An 11,956-nucleotide genomic window follows, 5' to 3' on the forward strand; every position below is an offset into this window, starting at 1 on the left:
CGAAACCTGTGGGAGCCAGTCTTCGGAGACGGTGGATGCCTCATCGCCAGCAGGCTGGCTCCCACAGGTTTTGCACCGTTCACACTATTGAATCCAACACGAAACTTGTGGGAGCCAGCCTTCGAAGACGGTGAATGCCTCATCGCCAGCAGGCTGGCTCCCACAGGTTTTGCGCCGTTCACACAATTCAATTCAACATGAAACCTGTGGGAGCAAGCCTGCTGGCGATGGCATTCTGGAAAGCACCTCAAATCCCACACAGCTCCCGCAGCAGCCGGGTATCCAGATGCTGTTCCACCAGATCCGCCAATCGCTCGATATCGCGCTCGCGCAGAGCGTGGTAATCGACCTCCTGCACGTCCTGCAAGCCGGCCCAGCGCAACAGCGCGCTGCACGCCTGCGGCGATTCGAACAGCCCATGCAAGTACGTACCAAAAATCTGCCCGTCGGCACTTTGCGCGCCATCGCAACGGCCATCGTCCAGCTGCACGGCGGCATTCTCCAGCGCCGGCCCGGTCGTGACGCCGGCATGAATTTCATAGCCACTGACCGGCGCATCTTCCAGCGCCAGACGCCCGCGCACATTGCGTAATTGTTTTTCTTGCTCGAGTCGGGTTTCGAACGCCAGCAAACCCAAACCGGCACTCGAACCCGGCGCGCCCTCCAGTCCCAGCGGGTCGTGCACCTGCAGGCCAAGCATTTGCAGACCGCCGCAAATCCCCAGCAATTTTCCGCCGTAGCGCAAGTGACGGGCGATCGCGGTTTCCCAGCCGTTGGCGCGCAAAAAAGCGAGGTCGCTGCGCACGCTCTTCGAGCCGGGCAGAATAATCAGGTCGGCGGATGGAATCGCCTGACCGGGGCCGACGAATTGCAGATCGACTTGCGGATGCAGGCGCAGCGGATCGAAATCGGTGTGGTTGCTGATGCGCGGCAGCACCGGCACCACGACTTTGAGAACGTGCTCGACCTTGCCGGTCTGGCGCTGATCAATGCCATCCTCGGCTTCCAGATGCAGGTCCATCACGTAGGGCAAGACGCCAATCACCGGTTTGCCGGTGCGCGCTTCAAGCCAGTCGAGACCTGGCTGCAGCAGCGCGATGTCGCCGCGAAAACGGTTGATGATGAAGCCTTTGACCCGCGCCTGTTCGCTTGTCGACAGCAGCTCCAGCGTGCCGACCAGATGGGCAAAAACGCCGCCACGGTTAATGTCGGCGATCAGGACCACAGGGCAATCCACCGCTTCAGCAAAACCCATGTTGGCGATGTCACCAGCGCGCAGGTTGATTTCCGCCGGCGAGCCTGCGCCTTCGACCATCACCACTGGATAGGCTGCGCTCAGCCGTTCATGGGACGCCAGCACCGCTTGCATGGCGATGGTTTTGTAGTCGTGATAAGCGACCGCGTTCATCGTCGTGACCGCGCGACCATGAATGATCACTTGTGCACCGGTGTCACTGTTGGGCTTGAGCAGCACCGGGTTCATGTCGGTGTGCGGCGGCAAAAAAGCCGCCTGCGCCTGCACTGCTTGCGCGCGACCGATCTCACCACCGTCTGCGGTCACCGCACTGTTGAGTGCCATGTTCTGCGGCTTGAACGGCACCACCCGCACGCCTTGGCGCGTGACCCAGCGACACAATGCCGTCACCAGTGTGCTTTTGCCGGCATCGGAAGTGGTGCCCTGCACCATCAACGTGGTCATCGGGTTTCCTTGTTGAACGCCATAAATGCCTGCTCAAGGCGCTGCCAATCGCAATCGTCAGCGGGCAGACCAAAACGGACGCTGCTGCTGTGGATGAACAGTCGCAAGAGAATGCCACGGCGGGCCATGAACTCGTGCAGCTGCTCGGCACGGTCGGTAACCACCCATTGAAATAACGCGCAGCCGCCCTGCGCAGGGAAGCCGGATTTTTCCAGCAACTGCCGCAACCGCTCACTGGCTTCTTCGGTGCGCAGGCGTTGGCGTGCGTGGCCGTCGGTGTCGAGCAGACAGGCCTGACCGATGACGCGAGTGGGCCCGCTGACGGCCCAGGGCCCCACCTGTTCGGCGAGCAATCTGAGCAATTTGCGTTCAGCCAGCACAAAGCCCAGACGCACCCCGGCCAGGCCGAAAAACTTGCCGAACGAACGCAGCACGATCAAACCGACCAAATGGGCAAAAGGCGCCAGGCTCAACTGCGGCGTGTTGTCCATGAACGCTTCGTCGACGACCAGCCAGCCACCGCGTTGCGCCATTTTTGTGTGCCAGCCGAGCAGTCGGCTCGGAGGCAGGCTCAAACCGGTGGGATTATTCGGGTTGACCACCACCAGTACGTCGAGGTTATCGATATAGAAATCGACTTCCTGCTCCAGCACCTCACGCACGATGTAACCGCTGCGGCGCCAGGCTTCGGCATGTTCGGCGTAGCACGGCGACAACACGCCGACCTTGCCGACGCGGCGCAAGCGCGGGAGCAATTGAATCGCCATCTGTGAGCCGGCCACCGGCAGCAAGTGTGCGGCGCCGTAATAGTCGCAAGCTGCCTGCTCCAGGCCATCGTCGATTTCCGGCAAGCGTGCCCACGCGCGCAGGGGAATTTCCGGGACAGGAAAAGGCCAGGGCGCGAGCCCGCTCGAGAGGTCCAGCCACTCGCCTTCGGCGATGCCGTATTCGAGCGCGGCCTGGCGCAAGCGTCCACCGTGTTCAAGCATAAAATTCAGCTCCGACGCAGAGAATCAGCAGCCATAACCATACCCCGCGCTGGACCAATTGCCAGCCACGATCAATCGAATCGGCGTCCGCCAGCACGCCTTCGCCCAGTTGCGGGCGCTGATGCAACTCACCGTGATAAATCGCCGCCCCGCCCAGTTCGACCCCCAATGCACCGGCGCCTGCGGCCATCACCGGACCGGCATTCGGACTGTCCCACTGCGGCGCTTGGGTGCGCCAGCATTTCAGCGCGAGTCGGGTTTTACCCAGCAGTGCGTAGGTCAACGCCACCAGGCGAGCAGGAATGTAGTTGAGCACGTCGTCGATCTTCGCGGCCGCCCAGCCGAAGCGCTCGAAGCGTTCGTTGCGATAACCCCACATCGCATCAAGCGTATTGCTCAAGCGATACAGCACCACCCCGGGTGCACCCGCCACGGCAAACCAGAACAGTGCGGCGAACACCGCGTCGCTGCCATTTTCCAGGACCGACTCGGTGGCGGCGCGGGCGACTTCGGTTTTATCCAGCTCGCTGGTCTGGCGGCTGACCAGATAACCGACCCGCCTGCGCGCTTCATCGAGGTCATCGCTGCGCAACGCTTTCGCGACCGGCTCAACATGCTCACCAAGGCTGCGCATGCCGAGCGCGCAATACAGCAGCGCAATTTCGATCATCCAGCCGATGTAAGGCGCCCAGGAAAACGCCGTGGCCAGCAACGTCAGCGGCACCACTGCGATCACCCACGCGGTAACGCCATGACTGCGCCAGCCGCGACCTTCACCGTTGAAACGGCGCTCGATGCGATCGGCAAAACGGCCGAACGCCACCAGCGGATGCCAGCGTTTCGGTTCGCCCAGCAGCGCATCCAGCGCAACCGCGGCGACACTCAATAACGCCACACTCATTGCCTCACTCCCCAATAATTTTCATACAGCATTTCGCTCAGCGGACGCGCCTGCGCCCAGCCTTCGAGTACCAGCATCGGCGCCGGATAGAATGCCTTGACCGGGCCCAGGCAAATCACCGCCAGCGGTTTCGCGCCGGCCGGCATGCCCAGCAGATCCGCCAGTGCCTGCGGCTCGAACAAGGACACCCAGCCCATGCCCAACCCTTCGGCACGGGACGCCAGCCACAGGTTCTGGATTGCGCAGGACAGCGAGGCCATGTCCATTTCCGGCAGCGTGCGACGGCCGAATATGTGTCGCTCGCGGTCGTCCATCAGCGCCGCGACCAGTACTTCGGCGCAGTCATTAATACCTTCGACTTTGAGTTTCATGAAGTCGTCGCTGCGCTCGCCGAGGGCTTCGGCGGTGCGGATGCGCTCTGCTTCTACCAGTTGGCGGATCTCACCGCGCAACGCTTTATCGCTGATGCGGATGAAGCGCCAGGGCTGCATCAGGCCGACGCTTGGCGCTTGATGAGCGGCTTCGAGCAGGCGCTGCAGCAGCTCGGGCTCCACGGTGCCGCCGGTGAAATGGCGCATGTCGCGGCGTTCGGCGATGGCTTTATAGACGGCCTCGCGTTCTGCCTGAGTGAAGGCGTTGTCGGTCATGGCCTCTTCGCGAGCAGGCTCGCTCCCACAGTGGAACGAGTTTCTTCAGGCAACACATCTGCAACTGTAGGAGCGAGCCTGCTCGCGAAGGCGTCCTTAAGGTCGGGCGCGAACAACGCGGCAGCCGCTGAAAGATTCGACGGGAAATAGAAATGCACGTACGAAGCCGTCATTCGCCCTTCGCGGTACACCGCCTCCGCCCCGCGCCCGCCATTGGGGCTCAGCCCGCGGGCAATCGGCTCAAGTTCGGTGGAGGTCAGCGAGTGATGGTAGGTGTGGCCACGCAACAGACCTTCCGGCAATTCGACCGCTTGCAGGGCCAGCGCGGCGAGGCGCTTTTGCATCACCGCATCGCCGCGCAGCAAGCCGACCAGTTCGGTGCGAGTGCCTTCGACATCGGTCAGCGAGTCGAGCAGATACAACATGCCGCCACACTCGGCCAGCAGCGGTTTGCCCGCCGCGTGATGGGCGCGAATGGCCTCCAGCATCGAGGTGTTCTGCGACAACGCTACATGGTGCAATTCCGGGTAGCCACCGGGCAGATAAAGGCTGTCCGCTTCGGGCAGATCGGCATCTCGGATCGGCGAGAAAAACAGCAGCTCGGCGCCCATGGCCCGCAGCACATCCAGGCTTGCACCGTAGGTGAACGCAAACGCTTCGTCATGCGCCACCGCAATCCGCACGCCGGCCAGCAATGGCTCGACAGCGATAACGTCTGGCGCGGCGAATTCCACCAGCGGTGGCAGCGCCACTTCGCAACTGCTGGCCAGCGCGTTGGCCGCCGCATCGAGGCGCACATCGAGATCGTTCAACTCGCTGGCCTGGACCAGGCCGAGATGGCGACTTGGCAATTCGATGCCGGTCTCTCGGGACAAGGCGCCGTACCAGCGCAAACCCTCGGTCAGGCTGCCTTCAAGCAATTGCGCGTGACGCAGGGTGCCGACGCGATTGGCCAGGACGCCGGCGAACGGCAAATCCGGCTGGTATTTCGCCAGCCCTAACGCCAGGGCACCGAAGGTCTGCGCCATCGCCGTGCCGTCAATGACGGCGAGCACCGGCACACCAAAGTGTCGCGCCAGGTCGGCGCTGGACGGCGTACCGTCGAATAGCCCCATGACGCCTTCGATCAGAATCAGGTCGGCTTCGGCGGCGGCTTCCCACAACAGTCGGCGACTTTCTTGCTCGCCGACCATCCACATGTCCAATTGATACACCGGCGCGCCGCTGGCGCGTTCGAGAATCATCGGGTCGAGAAAGTCCGGTCCGCATTTGAACACGCGTACCGTGCGCCCCTGATTGCGGTGCAACCGGGCCAGCGCGGCGGTGACGGTGGTCTTGCCTTGGCCGGAAGCCGGCGCGGCAATCAATACCGCCGGGCAATGACGTGGCTGGTTCACAGCTCTACGCCTTTTTGCGCTTTGATCCCGGCCTGGAAAGCATGTTTGATCACACCCATTTCAGTGACGGTGTCGGCCAGTTCGATCATCTCCGGTTTTGCACCCCGACCGGTGACCACTACGTGTTGCATCGGTGGTCGCGCTTGCAGGTCGCTGAGCACCTGATCGAGATCGAGGTAGCCATGCTTCAGCGCGATGTTCAATTCGTCGAGCACCACCAGGCCAATCGACGGATCGCGCAGCAGTTCCCGGGAAACTTCCCACGCGGCTTCGGCGGCGGCGATGTCACGCTGGCGGTCCTGGGTTTCCCACGTGAAGCCCTCGCCCATCACATGAAAGCGAACTTGCTCCGGGAAGCGCCGGAAGAACATTTCCTCACCGGTACTGTTGCGCCCCTTGATGAACTGCACCACGCCGCACTGCATGCCGTGGCCCATCGACCGTGCGAGCATGCCGAACGCCGAACTGCTTTTGCCTTTGCCATTGCCGGTCAGCACCAGCAGCAGGCCGCATTCGTTCGGGGAATTGGCGATGCGTTCGTCGATCACGGCTTTTTTGCGCAACATGCGCGCCAGATGACGTTCGTCACGATCAGGGGAATCGGTCATGGGGGAGCTCTCCGTTGAGACTGGATAACGGCGGGCAGGCACAAGAATAGACGGCAAAAAGCCTGGCATCGCCCACCGTGATGCCGTTGGATGAATCAGGCCGGTCTCCGGGCTCATGAGCGGCGTTCGCCTGACTGCGCGCCTTCCCATGCCGACAATCGACACAGTGGCTCAAGACGCAGTGTTTACTCATTTACCGTTGCGGGGGCAGCGCCGGGATTGTGGCTTCCCATGTACTGGAAGAGCGCACTCACCGGTTTCCCTGTTTCACCCTGTCGGCCACGGCCACAGAGCACCTGAAACAAGCGGCGAAGGTTAGAGGGTTGGGGGTGGAGCGTCAATTGAAGCCGGGAGGCAGCGGGGTAAATAACTTACGTCGATCCATTTGCTGTCGCCGATCTTGTGCCACACTTCAAGCAGTGATATCAAAGAGCCACATCTGCCACATTACAATAACAAGGGTGAGCCACATGCAAGGCATGATCATCAGCAATCCAAAGCTGGAATTCCTGCGCCCGGCGCTCGAACGCTGGTTCGATTGCATCGACCGTTTCAACGCCGTGCGCGGCGATAACGAAACGCCTTACTGGCATGACGAAAAAGCCAACCTCAGCGTGCTCTCGGCCGCTGCGTGGATGGCGGAAATGATCACGCTGCAGCAAACACCGACCCGCAAACAGAATGAAGAAGGTGAACGCAACGCTCGCGCCGACTTGCTGATTGCCACCAGCGAAGAGCGTGCCTTCATTCAGGCCTCACAACGCTGGCCGAAGGTCAACAGCTTGAACCTGACACAGGCATTGGCCGATATCACCAGCGAGGCGAGGAAAATCAGCTACGCCAGCGATCTGAAACTCGGCTGCCTGTTCGTCGCGCCGCAAAAATCCCAGCACAGCGCCACCCCGGAAGAGCTCCAGGACATGGTCGACGATTTGCAGAAGGAACACACCTGCGCCGTCGCCTGGTATTTCCCGTACGCCTACCGCAAGTTGCACAATGAGGCCGGCAACTATCACCCCGGCATCGCCCTGCTACTCAAGGAAGCGCGTGGCTGATCGGTTGAACCATCGCGGGTTTGCGCTTCTCTACTGATCAAGCCACTGCATTCATAGGGAAGATCAGCATGCGCAAGCCCCAGCTCGCTTTCGTCATCGTACTCGCTGGAGGGCTCGCGGCCTGTGGCGAAACGTCCACGCTGCAGGTGTCCGACGGCACCGGCCCATCGCCAAAATTGCCGGAACCAAACAAGACCCTGATACCGACGGTGAACATCGCGCCCGCGATCGGTTGGCCCGAAGGTGCCAAACCGGTTCCGGCAGCGGGAACCCAAGTCGCGGCGTTTGCCGAAGGCCTGGATCACCCGCGCTGGCTCTACGTGCTGCCCAATGGCGACGTACTGGTGGCCGAAACCAATGCACCGCCCAAGCCTGACGACAGCAAAGGCATCAAAGGCTGGGTCACCGAGAAAGTCATGGGCCGCGCCGGTGCCGGCGTGCCCAGCGCGAATCGAATCTCTCTGTTGCGCGATGCCGATCACGATGGCGTTGCCGAAACACGCACGGTGTTTCTGGAAAACCTCAACTCTCCTTTTGGCATGACGCTGGTTGGTACTGACCTGTACGTCGCGGACACGGATCGCTTGCTGCGTTTCCATTACGAAGCGGGCGAGACGGCGATCAAGTCGCAGCCGATCAAAATCGTCGATTTGCCGGGCGGCAAGTTGAATCATCACTGGACCAAGAATGTCATCGCCAGCAAGGACGGCAGCAAGTTGTACGTGACGGTGGGTTCCAACAGCAATGTCGGCGAGAACGGCATGGATCAGGAAGAAGGTCGCGCGGCGATTTGGGAAGTTGATCGGGCCACGGGCAACCATCGGATTTTCGCTTCCGGCATTCGCAATCCGAACGGTTTGGCCTGGGAGCCACAGAGCGGCGCGTTGTGGACGGCGGTGAATGAGCGGGATGAGATCGGCAGCGATCTGGTCCCGGATTACATCACTTCGGTGAAGGACGGAGGATTCTACGGCTGGCCTTATAGCTATTACGGCCAGCATGTGGATGTGCGCGTGACACCGCAGAATCCTGATTTAGTGGCCAAGGCGATCGCCCCGGATTATGCGGTTGGCCCGCATACAGCTTCGCTGGGTTTGACGTTTGCAGAGGGCAACGAGCTGCCGGCGCAGTTCAAGGAAGGCGCTTTCATCGGTCAGCATGGTTCGTGGAACCGCAAGCCGCACAGTGGCTACAAGGTGATTTTCGTGCCGTTTGCTGCGGGCAAACCGACCGGGCAGCCAATTGATGTGCTGACCGGCTTTCTCAATGACGATGAGAAAGCCATGGGCCGGCCGGTGGGCGTAGTGGTGGATCAGCAGGGCGGGCTGTTGGTAGCGGATGATGTGGGGAATAAGGTTTGGCGGGTGTCGGCGGCCAAGTAACTCGGTGTGCGCCATAGCATAAAACCTTAGAAGCCTGCGTCCGGCTCGGGCCGCGATCAGACGCAGGCTGCGCCAGTTGTCACAGGTCATTCTTGTGGGAGCTGGCCTGCCAGCGATGGCGTCAGTAGCGCACCATCAATGCCAGCATTCAGTCCGCTCTCGCGAGCAGACTCGCTAACACAGGCGCTGCGCTCTACCGCTTACGGCACAACGTCAAACCATCGCCCAGCGGCAACAGTGACAAATCAACCCGCGCGTCATTCTTCAAAGCCAGATTGAGCGCCTGGATGGCGCGGGTGTCGGTACTTTCGGGATTCGTTTCAAGCACTCTCCCGCTCCACAGCGTATTGTCGAATATCGCCAGACCGCCGACGCGCAGCAAGCGCAACGCGTGTTCCAGGTAGCTTGGGTAATTGGCTTTGTCGGCGTCGATGAAGATCAGATCGAAATGCTCGGGCTTGTCGATCTGACCCAGCGTTTGCAGCGCCGGCGCGAGGCGTAGGTCGATTCGAGCGTCCAGTCCGGCTTCCTGCCAGTAACGCTCCGCAATGTCGTTGTAATCCCCTGGCATGTCACAGCAAATCAGCGAGCCGTCCTCCGGCAGCGCTGCCGCCAGGCACAGCGCGCTGTATCCGGTGAAGGTGCCCACTTCCAACAGACGTTTCGCGCCGATCAGTTTCACCAGCAACGCAAGGAATTGCCCCTGCTCTGGCGCCACCTGCCAACGGGCCATGGGCATCGCCTGGGTTTCGTCGCGCAGACGCTTGAGCAACGGCGTTTCCCTCAGGGAAACGTCGAGCAGGTATTGATAAAGGGAATCGTCGAGGTTGAGCGTGCGAGCGGTCATGACAACCTCTGACGGTTAAGGGTTGCGCGCCAGGTGCTCAGGTTGCAAAACGCGCTTGGCGCTGAGGTAGGCTTTCTGCCAGTAAGCTTTCGACAAGCTATCGAGCTTCACCGTCCCGCCCGTGGCGGGCGCATGCACAAAGCGGCCTTCGCCGACATAGATCCCGGCGTGGCTGACTTGTGAGCCGCCGTTGGTGGCGAAGAAAATCAGGTCACCGGTCTGCAGGCCTTCCTTGCCGACACTGGCGGCTTGCATGCTGATCATCTCGCGGGTGGTGCGCGGCAGGGCGATGCCGGTGACGTCACGGTAGACGTAACCTATCAGCCCGCTGCAATCGAAACCTGAATCCGGGGTGTTGCCGCCCCAGCGATAAGGTGTGCCGACAAGGCCCAACGCTCGGAACAGCACGTCCTGAGCTTCGGGTGAAAAATCCTGCGCCGGAGCGAAGACGATGGGCGCGCGAACCACCGGCGCGGGCGGCGGCGGTGTGCGGCTGGCGCAGGCGCTCAGCAGCGCGGCGAAGATCATGATTGCGAGGCGGGCCGACATGGTCATGGGCAGAACATCCTGATCTGGCTGCGGCTTTTTTCCACCGTAATGGCAGAAAACAAAACCGCCAACGCGAGGCGCAGGCGGTTTGCCATCAATAATAGATCGGATTCTAGCGGCTACGCGGCAAACTTCAAGTAAGACTTTAACTTCGCCTTACAAAGTGTCCGCCTACTCCGTTGCAGAGAGGCGTTGCTCGCCACCGGAGTGGCGATTCTAGACACTTATTTGCGCGCAGTGACCACGGTAGGGGCCATTGCGAGTGCGCGTTTGGCTTCAATGAAAGTCTTGCTCCAGTAGCTGTCGCCCAGGCTATCGACCCGTACGCCACCGCTACGGCGGCTGCTGGAGTGGATAAACTGATTGTCACCCAGGTAGATCCCGGCGTGACTGACACGGCCGCGACGACCGTTGGTCGCGAAGAACAGCAGATCACCCGGCTTGAGGTTGCCGCGCGAAACCAGCGGCGCATCAACGTTGATCATTTCACGGGTGGAACGTGGCAGATTCAGCCCGGCTTCTTCGCGAAACAGGTAGCCAATGAAGCCGCTGCAATCGAACCCGGCCTCGGAGGTTCCGCCGAAACGGTAACGGGTACCGATCAGGGACATGCCGCGTTCAAGGATGCTGTCAGCCAGAACCGGAAGCTGGTAAGACTTGCCGTCGGCAAAGGTCGCCAGTTCCTTGTCGGTCGCGAGCTCTTGCTGGTCAAGTTCGCGCTGGAAAAGTATCGAAGACGACTGGGCTGTAACCGAGTTTTTAACCTGCTGCTGAGGCGCCTGCTCGACGACTGGAGTGTGGGCGGCGCAACCGAACAGAAGGGTAACGAGTGCGAGAGGCACGAGGGGTGCGAAGCGATTTAGCATGGGCACGACCGTGGCTGAGAGAGGTGAAGAAGCCGCGACTATGCCCGCTATCATCCTCATTTGCAAATTCAATCGAACTTTATGTGACTTCCCTGTTCCGGCTCAACATCTAAGCGCTAATCCCCCATTTAGACCGTTCAAAGCCTATAACCTGTAGGAATGCGGGCTTTTTGACGTCTGAAAACTGCCGATCCCACGCAAAATTCTGATTTTTACCAGCCTAAAGTTTCTTTCAGAAACGGGATGGTCAGCTTGCGCTGAGCTTGAAGTGACGCTTGGTCGAGTCGCTCCAGCAGCTCGAACAGCGCACTCATGCTGCGAGTTCCACGGGTCAAAATGAAATGCCCCACTTCGTCGGTCAGATGCAACCCGCGACGGGATGCGCGCAGCTGCAGCGCACGCAATTTGTCTTCGTCGGAGAGGGGGCGCATCTGGAAGATCAGCGCCAAAGTCAGGCGGGATTTGAGGTCCGCCAGCTTCACTGGCAACTCCCTTGGTGAAGTCGATGCCGCGATCAGCAGACGCCGACCGCTGTCGCGCAGTCGGTTGAACAGATGGAACAATGCCTCTTCCCAATCTGCACGACCGGCAACCGCCTGCAGGTCATCCAGGCACACCAGTTCGTACTGTTCGAGGTTGTCGAGAATGCTGATGCCGCGATCCAGTAACTCAGCCAGCGGCAAGTACACCGCCGGTTCACCCAACTGTTCGAAACGCAGGCAGGCGGCCTGCAACAGATGCGTGCGCCCTACCCCGTCCTTGCCCCAGAGATAAATCAGGCTCTCGGTCCAACCGGCGTCGGCTTCGCAAAGCCGCTCGACATAGCCGAGTGCAGCGGCATTGGCGCCTGGGTAGTAGTTGATAAAGGTAGCGTCGTCACGCAGACGCACACCTAAGGGCAGCTGAATCGGTTTCATCCTGACTGAACAGTTCCAAGGGAACCGTTAGTGGCCTCTGTGTAAAGTTTGCGAAGTTTATACCCGTGAAGCTGGCCGCACAATGCGACAGACCACAAG

Annotated in this window: 12 protein-coding genes and 1 riboswitch; of the genes, 2 read left to right on the plus strand and 10 right to left on the minus strand. The window is 60.7% G+C overall.

All coding sequences use genetic code 11. From position 1 onward, the window contains the following. Positions 1-247: 247 nt before the first annotated feature. The 6 genes from DU29_RS0110555 to cobO are packed head-to-tail and all read right to left on the minus strand — an operon-like array spanning position 248 to position 6,241. Positions 248-1,699 carry a cobyric acid synthase gene (locus DU29_RS0110555; protein ID WP_028621664.1) on the minus strand — a complete coding sequence of 484 codons (1,452 nt, stop codon included), beginning with the start codon at positions 1,697-1,699 and terminating at the stop codon, positions 248-250. Continuing rightward, complete coding sequence (gene cobD / locus DU29_RS0110560; RefSeq protein WP_028621665.1) at positions 1,696-2,688, minus strand: threonine-phosphate decarboxylase CobD; 993 nt, start codon at positions 2,686-2,688, stop codon at positions 1,696-1,698. The genes DU29_RS0110555 and cobD overlap by 4 nt, the downstream gene beginning before the upstream one ends. Next, on the minus strand, positions 2,681-3,589 hold the full coding sequence (gene cbiB / locus DU29_RS0110565) for an adenosylcobinamide-phosphate synthase CbiB (RefSeq protein WP_028621666.1): 909 nt from the start codon (positions 3,587-3,589) through the stop codon (positions 2,681-2,683). The genes cobD and cbiB overlap by 8 nt, the downstream gene beginning before the upstream one ends. Next, complete coding sequence (bluB, locus tag DU29_RS0110570; RefSeq protein WP_028621667.1) at positions 3,586-4,236, minus strand: 5,6-dimethylbenzimidazole synthase; 651 nt, start codon at positions 4,234-4,236, stop codon at positions 3,586-3,588. The genes cbiB and bluB overlap by 4 nt, the downstream gene beginning before the upstream one ends. Then, on the minus strand, positions 4,233-5,633 hold the full coding sequence (locus DU29_RS0110575; RefSeq protein WP_028621668.1) for a cobyrinate a,c-diamide synthase: 1,401 nt from the start codon (positions 5,631-5,633) through the stop codon (positions 4,233-4,235). The genes bluB and DU29_RS0110575 overlap by 4 nt, the downstream gene beginning before the upstream one ends. Next, positions 5,630-6,241, minus strand: a complete 612-nt coding sequence (gene cobO / locus DU29_RS0110580; RefSeq protein WP_028621669.1) for a cob(I)yrinic acid a,c-diamide adenosyltransferase — start codon at positions 6,239-6,241, stop codon at positions 5,630-5,632. Before cobO ends, DU29_RS0110575 begins: the two co-directional genes overlap by 4 nt. A gap of 81 nt (positions 6,242-6,322) precedes the next feature. Then, a riboswitch (cobalamin riboswitch) is annotated at positions 6,323-6,556 on the minus strand. A 155-nt stretch (positions 6,557-6,711) separates the two neighbouring features. Here cobO and DU29_RS0110585 point away from each other — a divergent pair. Together DU29_RS0110585 and DU29_RS0110590 are read left to right on the plus strand one after the other, a co-directional pair. After that, positions 6,712-7,296: a hypothetical protein gene (locus DU29_RS0110585; protein ID WP_028621670.1), complete on the plus strand. Its 585-nt coding sequence runs from the start codon at positions 6,712-6,714 to the stop codon at positions 7,294-7,296. Between the two features lie 68 nt (positions 7,297-7,364). Further along, positions 7,365-8,678 (plus strand): PQQ-dependent sugar dehydrogenase, encoded by a 1,314-nt coding sequence (locus DU29_RS0110590; protein ID WP_028621671.1) that lies wholly within the window; start codon positions 7,365-7,367, stop codon positions 8,676-8,678. Between the two features lie 193 nt (positions 8,679-8,871). On the opposite strand, the gene DU29_RS0110595 is transcribed toward DU29_RS0110590, so the two are convergent. The 4 genes from DU29_RS0110595 to hda form a co-directional block, all read right to left on the minus strand. Beyond that, a complete protein-coding gene (locus tag DU29_RS0110595; RefSeq protein ID WP_028621672.1) occupies positions 8,872-9,525 on the minus strand; it encodes an O-methyltransferase in 654 nt (217 codons plus the stop codon). 15 nt (positions 9,526-9,540) lie between these two features. Beyond that, positions 9,541-10,080 carry a C40 family peptidase gene (locus DU29_RS0110600; protein ID WP_028621673.1) on the minus strand — a complete coding sequence of 180 codons (540 nt, stop codon included), beginning with the start codon at positions 10,078-10,080 and terminating at the stop codon, positions 9,541-9,543. A 218-nt stretch (positions 10,081-10,298) separates the two neighbouring features. Continuing rightward, on the minus strand, positions 10,299-10,940 hold the full coding sequence (locus DU29_RS0110605) for a C40 family peptidase (RefSeq protein ID WP_028621674.1): 642 nt from the start codon (positions 10,938-10,940) through the stop codon (positions 10,299-10,301). 212 nt (positions 10,941-11,152) lie between these two features. Next, positions 11,153-11,857: a DnaA regulatory inactivator Hda gene (gene hda / locus DU29_RS0110610; RefSeq protein WP_010456804.1), complete on the minus strand. Its 705-nt coding sequence runs from the start codon at positions 11,855-11,857 to the stop codon at positions 11,153-11,155. Positions 11,858-11,956 lie beyond the last annotated feature (99 nt).

It is taken from the genome of Pseudomonas sp. Ant30-3 (assembly GCF_000690905.1).
Taxonomy (GTDB): Bacteria; Pseudomonadota; Gammaproteobacteria; order Pseudomonadales; family Pseudomonadaceae; genus Aquipseudomonas.